Raw genomic sequence first — 17417 nt, 5'->3', positions numbered from 1 at the left:
CTGGAGCAAGACCTCGCTGCGCGTGCCTGCCTTCCTCGCTGCGCGTGCCTGCCTTGCGAGGCTCGAATCCTTCGGAAACACGAAGCCCGGTAGCGCTTGCGCCAGCGTCGTGATAGGCCCCGCGCCATGAAGATCGGCCGCGTTACCGACGACACTTTCGCGCTTTTCGCCCGCGTCTGGCGCGAGCAGGGCAAGACCTACCTGCCGCAGATGGCGATGATCATGGGCCTCGTGGTCGTGATCGCCGCGACGACGAGCTTTTATCCACTGCTGATCAAGGCGGCGTTCGACGCCTTCGCCGACCCGCTCAGCGCCGAGGCGACCGGCTTCGTGCGCCGGATGGAGCGCCTCGTCTCGAAATCGATCGACATCGAGATCGGCGTCGTCAACGCCGTCGCGATCGTCGTCGTCATCGTCACCGCGATCAAGGGCTTCTCCCTGCTGACGCAGACCGTGATGACCAACAGCGTCGTCAGCCGCATCGAGGCCGATATGCAGACGCAGCTCTACGCGCATCTGATCGACGCCGACCTCGCCCAGCTTCAAAAAGAGAATCCCGCCTCTCTCACGCAGCGTTTCACCACCGACTTCACCTTCGTCAAGGAGGCGTTGACGCGGCTCGTCAACATCGCCGTGCGCGACGTGCTGACCGCGATCGCGCTCGTCGGCGCCCTGCTCTGGATCGACTGGCAGATGACCTTGGTCGTGCTGCTGATCGCGCCGATCGTGGCGCGGCCGATCGGCCGCATCGGCAAGAAGCTGCGTCGCATGGCGGTGTCGCAGCAGGAACAGACCGGTGTGATGGCAAGCCTCGTCACCGAGAGCCTGCAGGGCGCGCGCGCCGCCAAAACCGATTCTCTCGAGCCCTATCTCAAGGCCCGCGCCGCGGCCGCCTTCGAATCGATCCGCGCCGTCAAGATGAAGTCGGCCAATGCGCGCGGCCGGCTCGACCCGCTGCTCGAGGTCGCGGGCGGCATCGCGGTCGCGGGCGTGCTCGCCGCGATCGGCGTGCGCATCACCTCGGGCGGCTCGACGGTCGGCGATTTCACCGGCTATGTCTCGGCGCTGCTGCTGGCGGCGCAGCCGATGCGCTCGCTCGGCAACCTCAACGCCATCGTCCAGGAGGCCGGCGCCTCACTGAAGCGCTATTACGCCCTGATCGACGAAAAGCCGGTGATCACGCAGCGCCCCGACGCCAGGCCGCTTGCGGTCGGGGCCGGCGAGATCGCCTTCAAGGGCCTGCGCTTCCGCTATCGCGACGATGCGCGGGCGCTGGAGGGCATCGATCTCACCGTCCAGGGCGGCAAGATGACGGCGCTGGTCGGCCGCTCCGGCTCCGGCAAATCGACCTTGCTCGCTTTGGTGCCGCGGCTCTACGACCCCAGCGAGGGCCGCGTCGAGATCGACGGACAGGACCTGCGCGACCTCTCGCTCGCCAGCCTGCGCAGCCAGATCGGCGTGGTCAGCCAGGATGTCGTGCTGTTCGACGATACGGTGCGCGCCAATATCAGCTTCGGCCGGCCCGACGCGACCGAGGAGGAAATCGTCGCCGCCGCCAAGGGCGCCGCCGCGCATGACTTCATCATGGCGATGCCGGAGGGTTATGACAGCCAGGTCGGCGAGCGCGGCTCGAAGCTTTCGGGTGGCGAGCGCCAGCGCATCGCCATCGCCCGCGCCATCCTGAAGGACGCGCCGATCCTGCTGCTCGACGAGGCGACCAGCGCGCTCGACACCGAATCCGAGCGGCTCGTCCAGCAGGCACTGGCCCGCCTGATGCAGAACCGCACCACGCTGGTGATCGCCCACCGTCTCTCGACCGTGCGCGAGGCTGACCTCATCGTCGTGCTGGACGAAGGCAAGATCGTCGAGACCGGCAGCCACGACGCGCTGCTGACGCGCGACGGCAGCTATGCCCGGCTGCACCGGCTGCAATTCGTCGAGAGCTGAGGCGAACTCATCTCAGCCCTCATCCTGAGGAGCGGGCGAAGCCCGCGTCTCGAAGGATGCTTCAGTGTGCTCGGAACCATCCTTCGAGACGCCGCTGACGCGGCTCCTCAGGATGAGGGCTGCATGCTGGAAGTCTCAAGGCTCCCTTGCCAGGGCGTCGGCCGCCGCCTGGAAGCCCCGGAAGGAGAACGGCAACGTCACCGGCCGGTTCGCCGCGTCCTGGAAGCGCAATTGCCCGCCTTCCGAATAGCCGCGCCAGCGCTTCAGCAGATCTTCGCTCATCGACACTTCGGCGAAGCAGCCGCCGGGAATGCAGCGTGAATACGCAGCCAGCGTGCCCTCGTCCTTCTCGCCCAGCGCGACGCGCACACCGGCATTGGGTCCCAGCGTCACATTCGGCGCCACCTGCACGACAAGCTTATAGGGCTCGGTCTTGACCGGCCGGCCGACCGCCACGAGCGCGACCGGACCCTGCTGCCCCTGGACCTGCAAGGTCTGCACGACCTCGCAGATGCGAGTGCCGACGCCCTGCTGGCAGCGATGCGTCCAGTCACCATAGGTCGCGGTGGTGTTGTCGGGCTGCGAAACACCACCGGGGGCGGGAGCCGCTGCCGCCGGGCGCTGTTGCCCTTGGGCCGCAGCCGGGCTGCGTTGCGCCTGGGCAAAAGCCGAGCCGGCGCAGATCAGGGCCAGCAACACGGTCGGGGAAGTGAGGTGCTTCATGTCGCGGCGTTTCCAGAGATTTCGTTGGAAACACTATTGACGCGACGCCGTGCCCTTAGGCAAGAGCCGCCGCCCTCTTGGGAACGGCGGTTCGCAATTCTGTCAACGAACAGCCATCACGGCCGCCAGCCGGTCTCCTCGACAGGGGCGTTCTCGCGCGCCTCGTCCTTGCGCGCCTCGTCGACGATCGCAAACAGCGCCCGCAGCGCCGCTTCGACGCCCTCGCCCGAGGCCGAGGACAGAATGATCGGCATGCGCTTGCAGGCCCGCTTCAACCGCGCCACCTGCTCCTTGAGCAATTCGGGGCTGAGCGCATCGACCTTGGAGAGCGCCACGATCTCGGGCTTCTCGTCCAGGCCTTCGCCATAGAGGCTGAGTTCCTGCCGCACGGTCTTGTAGGCCTTGCCCGCATGTTCGCTGGTGCCCTCGACAAGGTGCAGCAACACGCGGCAACGCTCGACATGGCCGAGGAACCGGTCGCCCAGGCCGTGGCCCTCATGCGCGCCCTCGATCAGGCCGGGAATATCGGCGAGCACCATCTCACGGCCGTCGACCCGCACCACGCCAAGGCCCGGATGCAAGGTAGTGAAGGGATAATCGGCGATCTTGGGCTTGGCCGCAGTCACCGTGGCAAGGAAGGTCGATTTGCCGGCATTCGGCAGGCCGATCAGCCCGGCATCGGCGATCAGCTTCAGCCGCAGCCAGACCCAGCGCTCCTCGCCGATCAGGCCCGGATTGGCATGACGCGGGGCCTGGTTGGTCGCGGTCTTGAAATAGGCATTGCCGAAGCCGCCATTGCCGCCCTTGCACAAAACGAAGCGCTGCCCGGCCTGCGTCAGGTCGGCGATCAGCGTCTCGCCGTCCTCGTCGAAGATCTGCGTGCCCGGCGGCACCTTCAGCACCTTCACTTCGCCATTGGCGCCATGCCGGTCGGCGCCCATGCCGTGCCCGCCGATCTTGGCCTTGAAGTGCTGCTGGAAGCGGAAGTCGATCAGCGTGTTGAGGCCTTGCACGCATTCGATCACGACATCGCCGCCGCGCCCGCCATCGCCGCCATTGGGCCCGCCGAACTCGATGAATTTTTCGCGCCGGAAGGAGACGCAGCCCGCGCCGCCATCGCCTGCCTTCACATAGATTTTTGCTTGGTCGAGGAATTTCATAGCGCTTCAGTAGTGGGGCGGGCGCGGAAGGGCAATGCGCCTCTCTTCCCTTCTCCCCTCGCGGGGAGACGAATGAGGGGCCGCCGCGCCCTTCGTCATGGTCGGGCTTGTCCCGACTATCCGCGTCTTCTTTTGTCGAATGCCGCGTTCAAGACGTGGATGCTCGCCACAAGGGCGAGCATGACGGGGGGATACAGGCCCCTCACGCCGCCAGCCGCGGCGCGGCCATTTCGTCGCGCAGCGCGTCGGCGAAGCGCCTCGCCGCGAGCCCCGGCTGCGGCCCGATGATCAGGCCGACCGAGAGATCGAACAAGGGCGGCAGGTCGTCTGCCGGGCCCAGGCGCCGCAGGCTCGGCGGAATCGCGCTCTCGGTCAGGGCCGTGACGCAAAACCCGGCCTCAACAGCCGAGAGCATGCCCGAGGTGTGCGAGCAGGAGAACACCAGCCGGTGCGCCTTGCCCGCCGCACCCAGCGCCGAGAGGATGCGCGGGCGCGCCCGGCAACCTTCCGCGAACAGCGCCAAGGGCAGCACCTCCTGCAGTTCCGGGCGATGGCCGCGCCCGGCGACCCAGACCATAGGCTCGCGCCGGAGCACCTCGCCGATCGGCCGGTTGGGATCCTGCGTCACCACGCCGAGGTCGAATTCTCCGGCCGCCAGCGCCGGCTCGATCCGCTTCGAGAGATCGCAGCGCAATTCGAGCTCGACCTTGGGGTGTTCCGCCGCAAAACGCGCGATCAGCGGACGCAGATAAGCGTCGACATAGTCGTCCGGGATGCCGATGCGCAGCCGGCCCGAAGCCATCTCGCCGCCGAGATCTGCCAGCGCCTCGCGCTCGATCGTCAGGAGTCGGCGCGCATGGGCGATCAATCGCTCGCCCGCATCGGTCGGCGTCACGCCCCGGCGCGAACGCTCGAGCAGGCGATGGCCGATCTGGCTCTCGAGATCCTGGATGCGCACCGAGATCGCCGATTGCGTGCGGCCGAGCCTGGCGCTCGCGGCGGTGAAGCCACCGGTCTCGGCGACCGCGACCAGCATGTCGAGCGCGGCGAGATCGAAATGCGCCGTCATGAGACAATCTCCATCGATCGATTTTAGGAATGGTTAAATCAGAATAATCCGTTTTTCCGATCGATGGAAGTTGGCTATATCGCGGGCGATTGCTCAGGAAGTCGCCAGATGTCCACGCCGGCCCTCGTCATGCCCCGCCCCGCCGCCCCCGCGCTGGCGATGTTCGTTGCGCTGCTCACCGGCGCGACCTGCATCGGCTTTTCCGGCGTGTTCATGCGCCTGGCCGATGTCGGCCCGGCCGCCGCCGGCTTCTGGCGCATGCTGTTCGCACTTCCCGTGCTCGCGCTCTGGGCCGCGATGGAGCAGCGCAAACCGGTCTCAGGCGCGGTCCGTCCCGGCGCGCTGATCCCGATCGCGCTCGCCGGCCTCACCTTCGCGATCGACGTGGTGCTCTACAACGCAGCGCTTGGCCACACCACGATCGCCAACGCCTCGCTGCTCGGCAATCTCTCGCCCGTCGCGGTCGTGCTCGGCGGCTGGCTCCTGCTCGGGGAAAAGCCGACGCAGCGCATCCTCGGCGCGCTTGCGCTCGCGCTTGGCGGCGCGCTGATGCTGGTGCTGCCGAAATTCATCGGCGCCCCCGGTGCCGCCTCGCCTGGCGGGCTCTTCGGCGACATGCTGGCGACCGGCGCGGCCGTCTCCTATGCCGGCTATATCCTCGCCGTGCGCCGTGCCCGCGAGCGGGCCGATGCCGGCCGGATCGGCCTGATCTCCAGCGCGCTCTGCGCCGTCTTCTGCCTCGCGGCGGCGCTCGCGCTCGGCGAGACCATCATCCCGGCAAGCCTGCAGGGCTGGCTTGCGGTGATCGCGCTCGGCCTGGTCTCGCATGCGCTCGGCCAGGGCCTGATCACGCTCTCACTCGGCAGCTACGGCGCCAGCGCCGCCTCCCTCGTCATGGTCTGGCCGGCGCTCGTCAGCGTGCTCGCCGCCTGGGCGATCTTTGGTGAGCAGCCCTCGCCGGCGCAGGCCTTTGGTGGCGTCGCGATCCTGGCAGCGGTGCTGCTGGTGCGGCGCGGCTGAGCCGCGCCCGCTTCGCCGATCAACCGCTCACGAAGCCTTCCGAACCGGCGGGTCATAAGCCTGGATCGGCGGCAGGTTGCCGTCGAAGCGCTCGACCTGGACGGTGGTCAATTGTCCCGTGCAGCCCTGCGCCAGCGCCGAGGTGCCGACATCCCGGGTCAGGACGTTGGGATTGCCGTGGACGCAGAGCGGCTTGTCCTCCTCGGGATCGACGGGATCGTACCAGGCGCCGGTCGGCAGCTGGACCACGCCCTGGCGGATGCCGTCGGTGACATGCACCCCAGCCAGGCAGGCACCGCGCTCGTTTGAGATGCGGATGATGTCGCCGTCAGCGATGCCGCGCTCGGCTGCATCCTGCGGATGCATGCGCGCGACCTCGCGGCCGCGATGCTTGGCCCCGCTGCTGTGGCCGCCGAAGTCGAACTGACTGTGCAGCCGCGTACGCGGCTGGTTGGCGACGAGGACGAAGGGCGAGGCGGCGTCGGGCACGTTGGTGTCCCCAAGCCAGGTCGGATGGCCGGGGCAGTCCGCCTCGCCGAAGCTTGCGATCCTCTGCGAGAAGATCTCCAGCTTGCCGCTCGGCGTCGGCAGCGGATGCGCCACCGGGTCGGTGCGAAAAGCCCGCAGGCGCCCGCCATCATCGTCCTGCTGGGGCATGTCGTAGCCCTCGCTCGCCTGGAACTCGGCAAAGCTCGGCGCCGGCAGGCCGGCTTCGGCGAGTGCGGCCCGCGTCGGCTCATAGAGATGCTCGAGCCATTGCCGGACCGTACGGCCCTCGGTGAAGGCCTGGGCCGTGCCGAGCCGCTCGGCGAGCTCGGCGAAGATCGCGTAGTCGTCGCGCGCCTCGCCATAGGGAGCGATCACGGGCCGCATCGGCACGAGCAGCGGATCGTTGGCATTGCCGCCGATGTCCTCGCGCTCCAGCGTCATCGTGCATGGCAGGACGATGTCGGCGTGGCGGGCCGTCGCCGTCCAGGCCAGTTCGTGGACGACGAGCGTGTCGAGCCTGGCGAAAGCCTGCTTCAGCCGGTTCAGGTCCTGGTGATGATGGAACGGATTGCCGCCGGCCCAGTAGACCAGCTTGATCTCAGGATAGGTCCGGGTCTGGCCGTTATAGCGGTAGCTTGTGCCGGGGTTCAGCAGCATGTCCGAGATGCGCGCCACCGGAATGAAGTCGGTGACGGCGTTGCGCCCCTGCGGCAGGGTCGGCATCGGCACGGCGTTGTAGCGCCGGCCGTAATAACCGATCGCACCCAGCGCATAGCCATAGCCGCCGCCCGGCAGGCCGATCTGGCCGAGCGCGGCCGCCAGCACCATGCCCATCCAGACCGGCTGCTCGCCATGCTCGGCCCGCTGCAGCGCATGCGCCACGACGATCAGCGCGCGCTTGCCGTGCAGCCGCCTGGCCAGCGCCGTGATCGCCTGCGCCGACACGCCGGTGATCGCGGAGGCCCAGGCGGCATCCTTGGGCTGCCCGTCGGTCTCTCCCAGCAAATAGCGTTCGAAGACCGGCCATCCGACGGTATAGCGTTCCAGGAAATCGCGGTCGTGCAGCCCCGCGACGACGAGGCTATGGACCAGCGCCATCATCAGCGCCGTATCGGTGCCGGGGATGCTGGAGAGCCATTCGGCGCCCGCCTCATCGGGCAGATCGCCGCGCAGGGGGCCGACCAGCACGAAGTCGCAGCCGCGCTCATGGGCGCGCTGCATCGCGCCGCGCTCGACATGCTTGCTGCTGCCGCCGCCGGTGACCATGCTGTTCTTCAGCGCCATGCCGCCAAAGGCGAGCACGATCTCGCTATGCTCGGCGATCTGCTCCCAGGAGACGTTGCGCTTCACCAGATCCTCGTAGTCGCCGATGATATGCGGCACGAGGACGGAAGAGGCGCCCGAGGAATAGCTGTTGACCGACTTCACATAGCCGCCGGTCGAGGTGTTCAGGAACCGATGGACCTGGCTTTGCGCATGATGGAAGCGCCCGGCGCTGGACCAGCCATAGGACCCGCCGAAGATCGCGCCCGGGCCGAAATCGTCGCGCACCCGCCTGAGTTCGCCCGCGAGCTTGTCGAGCACGGCGCTCCACGACATCGGCACATATTCGTCGCGGCCGCGGCGCTCATCGGGTCCCGGCCCGTTCTCCAGCCAGCCCCGGCGCACCATAGGCTGCGCGATGCGGGCGCGGTGACGCAGCGCGCCCGGAAAATTCTGGATGATCTCGTTGGGATCGGGATCGCCGGCATGGGGCCTGACCTCCAGCTCGCCATCCTTCATCCGCGCCGAGAACACGCCCCAATGCGAAGTGTGCGGCCGGAAACCCTCTTCCAGCGGAGCCTCGGAGAGCGGGGCGGTCAACGTCGTCATCTCAGTGCTTCCAGCTGCCGGACAGGTGACGGGAGCCTAGGACATCTTCGCTGGGAGAACGAGGGCCGTGGCGAAAGGGGGGAATGCGTCTGGCGGTGGTCTGGGGGCGCCGTTTCTCTGCAGCCACGCCCCCATCTTCCCTTCTCCCACCCATCTCGGGCTTGCCCGAGATGGGCAACCCAAAGTGTCAAAGTCGGCAACAGCCGACTTTGATGCGGGAGAAGGGTTCTCCGCGCCCGTCGCGTCATGGTCGATCGCGTCGACCATCCACGTCTCCCCCGGCCCCACGGGCGCAGGTCCCGAAAGCGCCCCCTCTCTCCATTCGACACGTCACGGGATTGCGATAAGCCGCGCCGGACGTCATTCTTGGTGCCCATATCTGCCGAGGCGAGCATGATACGTGGAGTTCTCCTGGCTTCGACCTTGCTGCTGGCGCCGATGGCGCAGGCTGCGGGTCCCTATGGCAAGGTCGTCGTCGGAAACTGGTCGGGCGGCGCCTTCACCAACGACGCGACAGGCGCCTTCTCGCATTGCGCCGTGAATGCCGCCTACAAGAACGGCACGCGCATGCTCACCTCGATCACGGCCGATTTCAAATGGCTGCTCGGGTTCTCGCACGCCAGCTGGAAGCTCAAGCCGGGCGAGAGGCTGGCGCTGCAGCTCGTCTTCGATCGCACATCGCGCATCGACGTCACCGCGGATGTCAAAACGCCGGTCCTGATGACGATCGCGATGCCCGCGGATTCGCAACTGATCAACGCCTTCCGCCATGGCGGCTATCTGGAGCTGGTCGCGAATGACCGGCGCCTGGCCTTCGCCCTGACCTCGACTTCGGAGATGTTGCCCGCGCTCGTCGAATGCGCCCGCCAGAGCGCCAGCATTCGCGGGCCGGTGACTTCGTCGCCCGGCCAGAACGCGCCTCGGCCATCGGAGGCCGACGCGCAGGCTAGGGCGGAGAAGAAGGCGGTCCTCGAAAAGACCCGCGACCTGATCCGCGCCAAGGCGTTGGCCTGCATCGGGCGGGAGGGCGGCCCGATGCTCCTCACCGACGAGAAGGCCGAGGTCGTTGCCAAGGCTGCGATGATCTTCTGCAAGGCGGATGTCGATGCGCTGGTGCAGGCGACCATCGAGATCATCGAGCTCGACGGCGCACGCCCCGCCGACAGGGAGGCCATCCGCCGCGCCGCCGAGCAGCGCGTTCAGGATGTCGTCATGGCGCAGATCATCCGCTCGCGCGGCGAGATGCTCAATCGCCGGAACCAGCCGTCGCCGGCACCGTCCAGCGGGCCCACACCCTCCGTGTCGCCGACGCTTTAGAGCGTGCTGTCTATACTCGGAAACACACCGTCATCCCGGGCAAGCGAAGCGCAGACCCGGGATCCATCCTAGAGCGTTTTCGAGCGAAGTGGACACCGGTTCGCGTGAAGAAAACGCGTTAAAACAAAGAGCTAGAGCATTTTCGCGATTCGGAGAAACGCGGAAATGCTCTAGAGCGCCAGAGCCCTCCGATGGATCCCAGATCTGCGCCGCTTACGCGGCTTGTCCGGGATGACGCTTGGTTCCGAGAATAGCTCCAGCCGCAAGGTTGGCGCCCCCTACTCCGCCGCCAGCCGCGGCGGCGGCAGCTTGGCCATCGCCTTGGCGCTCGCTTCGCCCGGCGTGGCGTGTTCGTCGATGGCCTCCCAGGCGCTCTCATCCTCGGGCTTGCTGAAGAAGCGGCCGAAGATCCAGCTAGTCAGGCGCGAGAGATCATCCATCACCGCGTAGAAGGACGGCACGAAGACGAGCGAGAGCACGGTCGAGACGATCAGGCCGCCGATCACCGCGATCGCCATCGGCGCGCGGAATTCGCCGCCGTCGCCGACGCCATAGGCCGAGGGCATCATGCCCGCCGCCATCGCGATCGTCGTCATCACGATTGGCCGGGCGCGCTTGCGGCCGGCCTCCAGCAGCGCGGTGCGGCGGTCCTTGCCGCGCGCCATCTCCTCGACCGCGAAATCGACCAGCATGATCGCGTTCTTGGTGACGATGCCCATCAGCATGAGCAGGCCGATATAGACTGGCATCGAGACCGGCTTGTCGGTGGCGAGCAGGGCGATGACCACGCCGCCGAAGGAGAGCGGCAGCGAGAGCAGGATCGTGATCGGCTGGAAGACCGAGCCGAAGAGCAGGATCAGCACGGCCAGCACCAGCATCAGGCCGGTCGCCATCGCGGTGATGAAGCCCTGCACCACCTCGCCCTGGATCTCGGCGTCGCCGGTCGCGGCGATGCGTACGCCATCGGGCAGGCCGACTTGCCTGACGATCTCCTGGAAGGTGTCCTGCGCCGTGCCGAGCTCGAAGCCGCGCTTGAGATCGGCGCCGATCGCGGCCCGGCGGACGCGGTCATAGCGGTCGATCGAGCTCGGCCCCTCGCCGAAGCCGATCTCGGCCACCGCCGTCAGCGGGATCGAGACGCCGTTGGCATTGGTGACGCGCAGGGCCGCGATGTTGCGGATATCGGCGCGGGCGGCTTCGTCGAGCTGGACGCGGATCGGCACCAACCGGTCGCCGGCGTTGAACTTGGCGAGATTGGCCCCGACATCGCCGATGGTGGCGACGCGCACCGCCTCCGAGATCGATTCCGGCGTGACGCCGAGATTGGCGGCCTGTTCGAGCTTGGGCGTGACGCGCAGTTCCGGCCGGCTGAGCGAGCCGGAGGTCGCGACATTGAGATAGCCGTCGATCTTGCGCATGCGGCTTTCGATCCGCGCCACCGCCTCGTCGAGCGCAGCGCCGTCCTTGGACAGGATCGAGAAAGCCATTTCGCGCTCGCCGCGCTCATTGACATACCAGGCGCGGGTGTCGGGCACATCGGCGAGCTTCTGGGCGATGACGACCTTGAGGTCCTTCTGGCGCGCCTTGCGCTCGGCCTTGGGCAGGAGCTTGATCGTCACGGCGGCGCGGCGGACCTCGCGCTGGCCGGTCGGCGAGGAGCCGCCGAGCACGAAGACCTGCGTCACCTCCGGGATCGTGCGCAGGCGGTCGACGATCAGATCGGTCGCGACGCGGGTATCCTCCAGCGTCGAGCCCGGCGGCAGTTCGACCGAGGCGACGACACGCGAGGTGTCCTCGTCGGGAATGAAGCCGGTCGGCAACAGCGCGGTTGCCTTGATCGAGGCGAAGAGGAAGCCGAAGCCGATCAGCAGCGTGACATAGGCCATGTTGAGCGGCAGCTTGCGCCAGCGGCCCGAGCCATCGAAGCGCGGCAATAGCGGGATTTCACGCCGCGCCAGCGTGCCGCGCAGCAGGCCGACATAGGCCCCCATCACGACGCCGTCCTTGGCGTCAGCATGCTTCACCGGCTTCATCAGATAGGCCGCCATCATCGGCGTGATCAGGCGCGCGACCAGCAGCGAGAACAGCACCGCGACCGCGACAGTGAGGCCGAACTGGCGGAAATACTGGCCGGCCACGCCGCCCATGAACGAGACCGGCGCGAAGATCGCCACGATCGTCAGCGTGATCGCGATGACGGCGAGCCCGATCTCGTCGGCCGCCTCCATCGCGGCGCGATAGGGCGATTTGCCCATCTTCATATGCCGGACGATGTTCTCGATCTCGACGATGGCGTCATCGACCAGGATGCCGGTGACCAGCGTGATGCCGAGCAGGCTGACGAGGTTGAGCGAAAAGCCCATCAGCTCCATCGCCCAGAAGGTCGGGATGGCCGAGAGCGGCAGCGCGATCGCGGTGATCAGCGTGGCGCGCCAGTTGCGCAGGAACAGGAAGACGACGAGCACGGCCAGCGCCGCGCCCTCGATCAGCGTCTCCATCGCCGCCTTGTAGTTGCCGTAGGTATAGGCGACGGCGTCGTCGATCGGCTTGATCACGATGTCGGGGTAGCGCTTGTTGAGCTCGGCGATGCGCGCCGCGACGACATCCTTGACCGACAACTCGCTCGACCCCTTCGAGCGGAACACCGCGAAGGAGACGACCGGCCTCTTGTCGAGCCGGCCGAAGGAGCGCGGCTCGGAGTTCGAATCCTCGACGCGGCCGAGTTCCTTCAACCGCACCTCGCGGCCGCCGGTCAGCGTGATCTTGGATTCGGCGAGTTCCGCCACGGTGCGGGCGCTGGCGAGCGTGCGGATCGCCTGCTCCTGCCCGCCGACCTCGCCGCGCCCGCCGGCGAGATCGACATTGGTGGCGCGGATCTGGCGGTTGACCTCGCCCGCCGTGGTGCCCAGCGCCAGCAAGCGGTCGGGATCGAGCGAGATGCGGATCTCGCGATCGACCCCGCCAAAGCGGTCGATCCGGCCGACGCCCTTGAGGCCCTGCAATTCGCGCGCGACGACATCGTCGACATGCCAGGAGATCTGCTCCAGCGTCATGCCCGGCGAAGACGCGCCGAAGGTCATGATCGACTGGCCCTCGACATCGATGCGCTGGATGATCGGCTCATCGATCGTGCGCGGCAGGTCGGCCCTGATCTTGGCGATCGCGTCCTTGACGTCGTTGACGGCGCGGTCGGTGTTGGTTTCGAGCCGGAACTCGATCACCGAAACCGAGGAGCCGTCGGTCAGCGTCGACATCACATGCTTGACGCCGGTGATGTTGGCGACCGCGTCCTCGACGCGCTTGCTGACCTGGCTCTCCAGCTCGGCAGGCGCCGCGCCCGACTGGGTCACCGTGACCGAGACCAGCGGCACGTCGATATTGGGAAAGCGCGTCACCGGCAGCTTCGAGAAGGAGAGCAGCCCGAGCACGCAGAGCACGACGAAGAGCAGGATCGCGGGAACCGGCTTTCGGATCGACCAGGCGGAGAAATTGATATCCACGATCGTCTCCGTCAGTTCGTCGCGACCGGCGTGATGACGTCGCCGTCACGCACGAAGGTGCCGGCCCGCGCCACGACGCTCTCGCCGTCGGCAATGCCGGAGACGATCTCGGCGCGGCCGTCGCCGGCCAGGCCGAGCTGGACCTTCTTGGTCGTCACCTTGCCGTCGCTGACGCTCTGCACCGTCGCGCCCGAGCGGGCATAGGTGATCGCCGACAAGGGCAGCGTCACCGCGTTCTTGCGGCCGGTCTCGATCAAACCGCGCGCAAAGGAGCCGATCGCGACCGGCGGATTGCCCTTGAGCGCGACGCGCACGCGGCCGAGCCGCGACTGCTTGTCGACCTCGGGCGCGATCAGCCGGATCTCGCCTGCCAGGGCCACGCTCGCACCGGCCGGCGTCACCGCGACCGGCTGGCCGAGCTTGAGCCCCGGCAATTCGACCTCGGCGACATCCGCCTGAAGCTCGATCGCGCCATCGGCGATGATGCGGAACAGCGGGTCGGTCGCGGCCATGGCCACCATCGCGCCGAGCCTTGCATAGCGCTTGCTGATGATGCCCGCCGTCGGCGCCCTGATCTCGGTGCGGCCCAGCTTGACCTCGATGTCGCGCCCCTGCGCCTTGGCCAGGGCGAGATCGGCTGTCGAGATCGCCAGCGCCTGCCGGGACGAGTTCAACCGCGCGCTAGCCGAGCGGGCGGCCGCGTCGCGCTGGTCATAAGTCTCGTTGCTGGCATTGCCGCTCTCGCGCAGGGTCTTGGTGCGGTCGAAGGCGTTACGGGCCTGGACGAGATTGGCCTCGGCCTCGACGATCTGGGCGTTCGACTGGGCGATCGCGGCCTCGGCGCGGGCGATCTGCGCGTCGTTCTGGGCCTTCTGCACCTCCAGCGTCGTCCGCGACAGGCGCGCCAGAACCTGCCCGGCCGCGACCTTGTCGCCTTCCTCGGCCACCAACTCGACGACCTGCACGCCGTCGAGTTCCGGCGAGACCAGAACCTCGTCGCGCGCGATCATCGAGCCGGACACGACGACGCTCTGCACGATCTCGCTGATCTTCGCCTTGGTGATCGTGACGGACGGCCCGGCACCAGGCGCCGGCTGAGCCGGAATCTTCGCCTGTGCCTGTGCCTGCGCCTGCAGCGGCGCAGCCCAGCCGAGAGCGAATGCCAGCAGCGAAACGGGGAGAAGACGGGGCATCGGGCGGACCTTCACAGCGGAAGCGGGTTTGATCACGGCAGAAGTGGCAGTCATGGCCGGGCCTCGTCCGGCTCGGGCAGCAGCAGCACCTGCGCCAGCCCGCGCATGGCGGCAAACAGAGTGTCCGCCCCCGCAGCAGCATCGAATTGCGGATCGACGGCGCGCCGGCAGAAGAAGCCGTCGGCCATCATGAAGATCGCCTGCAGGAAGCGGGCATCGTCGAGATTGGCCGGCAATTCGCCGCTCGCTTTGGCCCCAGTGATGGCGGCGACGAGCCCGCCGATCACCGTCTCGTCGATATCGGCGCACATGCTGGCCATTGCGGGATTGCGCGCGGCTTCGGCCCAGATCTGCAGGGCGATGATCGCCTTCTCGCGCGGCTTCTGGATCATATGGCGCCGGCCGAGGTCCTCGAGCTGGTCGAGCACCGCGCCCTTGGCCGGGTCGAGCTGGGTGAAGTCGGCCGCGATCTGGGCCCGGTCGCGCTCGGCCATGCCGGCGATGATCGCGTCCTTGGAGGCGAAATAGCGATAGAGATTGCCCGGGCTCATGCCGGCCTCGACCGCGACGTCATGCATCGTCGCGGCATGGAAGCCAGCGCGCGCGAAGACGCTCTCGGCAGCGTCGAGAATACGGATATGGCGCTCCGTGAGGGAGCCGTCCGGGGGTGGGGCAGCGATTGATGTCACGTTATGTCGATCAAATGAGAATGAACGTTCATTCTCATTTGCCTAACGGCACCCGCAATGTCAAGCCTATTTACATCGACGGCGGCGATGGGCCGGCATCATGCCGTGATCGCCACTGCCGCATACCAGCCATGCCCATGCCCGGCATGGCTTACAATTTGCTTGCCTCGTCCCAATTGGAACCGCATTCTCCGGATATGGCATGGCGATGCGCATATCTTCCTCCCCTGACCGCGCGCCAGCGACCGAAAACCTCGCGATGAACGATCAGTCCCTTCGTTTCCGTGCCGCCCGCCCCACACGCTCGCCGCTCGCAGCCCGACGCACCCCGCCGGCTCCCAAACCGGTCCTCATCGTGCTGCATCAGGAGCATTCGACGCCCGGTCGCGTCGGCCGCCTGCTGCAGGCACGCGGCCATGCGCTCGACATCCGCAAGCCGCGCTATGGCGACCCGCTGCCGCAAACGATGCGCGGCCACGCCGGTGCGGTGATTTTTGGCGGGCCGATGGGGGCCAATGATTCCGACGATTTCATCAAGACCGAGATCGACTGGATCGGCACCTGCCTGAAGGAGGATGCGCCCTTCCTCGGCATCTGCCTCGGCGCCCAGATGATGGCGCGCCATCTCGGGGCCAGGGTCTATACCCATGGCGAGGGTCGCGCCGAAGTGGGCTATTACCGGCTCGACCAGACGCAGGCCGGGCACTGCCATGCGAATGAAGCCGGCTTCGCCTGGCCTGGAACCGTCTATCAATGGCATCGTGACGGCTTCGATTGTCCCAGCGGGGCCGAATGCCTCGCCACCGGCGGCGATTTTCCGGTGCAGGCGATCCGGGCCGGGAGCAAGGTCTACGGCATCCAGTTCCATCCCGAGGTCACCCCGGCGATGATGTGCCGCTGGTCGATCCGCGGCCATGAGCGCACGCTGATGCCCGGCGCGCAGTTGCGCCATCTGCATCTCGAAGGCTGGTATCAATACGACCCCGCCATTCGGGCCTGGCTCGACGGCTTCCTCGACCATTGGCTGAAACAGCCTGCAGAGACGGCGCCAGACCTGCCATGAATCGGAATGTCATCGTCCTCGGCGCCGGCATGGTCGGCGTCTCCTGCGCGCTCGCTTTGCAGAAACGCGGCTTCACCGTGACGCTGCTCGACCGGCGTGCGCCTGGCCAGGAGACCTCCTACGGCAATGCCGGCGTGCTGGCGCGCTCCTCGATCGTGCCGCTGAACAATCCCGGCCTCTGGTCGAAGCTGACGAGCTATCTCGGCAATACCCATCCGGCACTCAATCTCGACTGGCGCCGCGCGCTGACACGGCCCGGCTGGCTGCTGCGCTTCCTCTGGGAAGCGCGGCCCTCGCAGGCCGCCGCCCGCATCGCCGCCTTGGATTCGCTGACGGCAAGCACCGTCGCCCGCCACCGCGAATTGATGGCGGCGGCAGGCGTCTCGCACCGCCTGCGCGAGACCGGTACGCTGAAACTCTGGCGTGGTGAGGACGGCCACGCCGCGGCCCAGGCCGAGCATGATTTCCTGAAGCAGCACGGCATCGCCTCGGAAATCCTCGACCGCCAGGGTATCTCGGCGCTGGAGCCCGCGCTGAAGCCGATCTTCCCGGCCGGTTTGCTGACGCCCTCCAACGCCTCGGTCGATTCGCCCGGCGCCGTGACCGCCGCCTATGCCGCGCTCTTCGCCCAGCGTGGCGGCAGGATCGAGCAGGCCGAAATCCGCACGCTCAAGCGCAACGGCGATGGTTGGCAGGCTGAGACCGACAAGGGGCTCTACGAGGCCGATCTCGCCATCCTCGCGCTCGGGCCCTGGAGCGGCGACCTGCTCGCGCCGCTTGGGCTGAACTCCAGGCTCGATGTCGAGCGCGGCTATCACCGCCATCTGCGGCCCGAGGCTGGTGCCGCCCTGTCGAGACCGGTCTATGATGTCGACGGAGCCTATTTCATGGCGCCGATGGAGCAGGGTTATCGCGTCACCAGCGGCGTCGATCTCAGCCTGCGCGATGCGCCCGACAACCACCGCCAGATCGACCAGGCGACGGCGAGCGCCCGCGAGGCTTTTCCGTTTGAGGAGGTCGTCGGCGAGACCTGGCGCGGCTGCCGGCCGACCCTGCCGGATTCACTGCCGATGATCGGGGAAGCGCCGCGCCATCCCGGCCTCTGGCTCGCCTTCGGCAATCAGCATATCGGCTTCTCCACCGGCCCGATCACGGGCGAGATCATCGCCGCCCTGATCTGCGGCGAGACGCCCCCGGCTGACCCCAAGCCGTTCGCGCCGGGGCGGTATATTCGCTGATCCTGCGTGTCATCCCGCACGCGCTGCGGCACGCAGTGCCGCGACGCAGATGCGGGATCGCGCGACGAGAAGGCGCCTCCTTCTGATGACGGTCCCGTGTCTGCGCGGCGGCATTGCATGCCGCAGCGCGCACGGGA

At 67.5% G+C, this 17417-nt stretch carries 12 protein-coding genes; 5 read left to right on the top strand and 7 right to left on the bottom strand.

The window, feature by feature from the left end; translation table 11 throughout:
• The first annotated feature begins 126 nt into the window (after nt 1–126).
• Nucleotides 127–1947, top strand: a complete 1821-nt coding sequence (locus ACSQ3P_RS17580; RefSeq protein WP_436166815.1) for an ABC transporter ATP-binding protein — start codon at nt 127–129, stop codon at nt 1945–1947.
• Between the two features lie 135 nt (nt 1948–2082).
• Here ACSQ3P_RS17580 and ACSQ3P_RS17575 read toward each other — a convergent pair whose 3' ends face one another.
• The 3 genes from ACSQ3P_RS17575 to ACSQ3P_RS17565 form a co-directional block, all read right to left on the bottom strand.
• The gene (locus ACSQ3P_RS17575) at nt 2083–2670 is read right to left on the bottom strand and encodes an invasion associated locus B family protein (protein ID WP_436166814.1); all 588 of its coding nucleotides are present in this window, start codon (nt 2668–2670) and stop codon (nt 2083–2085) included.
• 116 nt (nt 2671–2786) lie between these two features.
• Nucleotides 2787–3830 (bottom strand): GTPase ObgE, encoded by a 1044-nt coding sequence (obgE, locus tag ACSQ3P_RS17570; protein WP_092172299.1) that lies wholly within the window; start codon nt 3828–3830, stop codon nt 2787–2789.
• A gap of 202 nt (nt 3831–4032) precedes the next feature.
• Nucleotides 4033–4899, bottom strand: a complete 867-nt coding sequence (locus ACSQ3P_RS17565) for a LysR family transcriptional regulator (protein WP_436166813.1) — start codon at nt 4897–4899, stop codon at nt 4033–4035.
• A 108-nt stretch (nt 4900–5007) separates the two neighbouring features.
• On the opposite strand from ACSQ3P_RS17565, the gene ACSQ3P_RS17560 reads away from it, so the two are divergent.
• Nucleotides 5008–5919 (top strand): DMT family transporter, encoded by a 912-nt coding sequence (locus ACSQ3P_RS17560; protein ID WP_436166812.1) that lies wholly within the window; start codon nt 5008–5010, stop codon nt 5917–5919.
• 27 nt (nt 5920–5946) lie between these two features.
• Here the strand turns inward: ACSQ3P_RS17560 and ACSQ3P_RS17555 are convergent, their stop codons facing one another.
• Nucleotides 5947–8280: a molybdopterin guanine dinucleotide-containing S/N-oxide reductase gene (locus ACSQ3P_RS17555; RefSeq protein WP_436166811.1), complete on the bottom strand. Its 2334-nt coding sequence runs from the start codon at nt 8278–8280 to the stop codon at nt 5947–5949.
• A gap of 393 nt (nt 8281–8673) precedes the next feature.
• Here ACSQ3P_RS17555 and ACSQ3P_RS17550 point away from each other — a divergent pair, with 393 nt between their 5' ends.
• On the top strand, nt 8674–9597 hold the full coding sequence (locus ACSQ3P_RS17550; protein ID WP_436166810.1) for a hypothetical protein: 924 nt from the start codon (nt 8674–8676) through the stop codon (nt 9595–9597).
• A gap of 278 nt (nt 9598–9875) precedes the next feature.
• Here ACSQ3P_RS17550 and ACSQ3P_RS17545 read toward each other — a convergent pair whose 3' ends face one another.
• The 3 genes from ACSQ3P_RS17545 to ACSQ3P_RS17535 are packed head-to-tail and all read right to left on the bottom strand — an operon-like array spanning nt 9876 to nt 14979.
• Nucleotides 9876–13097, bottom strand: a complete 3222-nt coding sequence (locus ACSQ3P_RS17545; protein ID WP_436166809.1) for an efflux RND transporter permease subunit — start codon at nt 13095–13097, stop codon at nt 9876–9878.
• An 11-nt stretch (nt 13098–13108) separates the two neighbouring features.
• Nucleotides 13109–14290, bottom strand: coding sequence for an efflux RND transporter periplasmic adaptor subunit (locus ACSQ3P_RS17540; protein ID WP_436166808.1), 1182 nt, complete (start codon nt 14288–14290; stop codon nt 13109–13111).
• Nucleotides 14291–14340: 50 nt separating this feature from the next.
• Complete coding sequence (locus ACSQ3P_RS17535) at nt 14341–14979, bottom strand: TetR/AcrR family transcriptional regulator (protein ID WP_436166807.1); 639 nt, start codon at nt 14977–14979, stop codon at nt 14341–14343.
• A 259-nt stretch (nt 14980–15238) separates the two neighbouring features.
• Here ACSQ3P_RS17535 and ACSQ3P_RS17530 point away from each other — a divergent pair, with 259 nt between their 5' ends.
• Together ACSQ3P_RS17530 and ACSQ3P_RS17525 are read left to right on the top strand one after the other, a co-directional pair.
• Nucleotides 15239–16042 carry a glutamine amidotransferase gene (locus tag ACSQ3P_RS17530; RefSeq protein WP_436166806.1) on the top strand — a complete coding sequence of 268 codons (804 nt, stop codon included), beginning with the start codon at nt 15239–15241 and terminating at the stop codon, nt 16040–16042.
• The gene (locus ACSQ3P_RS17525) at nt 16039–17280 is read left to right on the top strand and encodes an NAD(P)/FAD-dependent oxidoreductase (RefSeq protein ID WP_436166805.1); all 1242 of its coding nucleotides are present in this window, start codon (nt 16039–16041) and stop codon (nt 17278–17280) included. The genes ACSQ3P_RS17530 and ACSQ3P_RS17525 overlap by 4 nt, the downstream gene beginning before the upstream one ends.
• Nucleotides 17281–17417: the final 137 nt, after the last annotated feature.

The organism is Allobosea sp. LjRoot9 (genome assembly GCF_964252745.1).
Lineage (GTDB): Bacteria > Pseudomonadota > Alphaproteobacteria > Rhizobiales > Beijerinckiaceae > Allobosea.
This window is presented reverse-complemented; position numbering and strand designations above follow the sequence as displayed.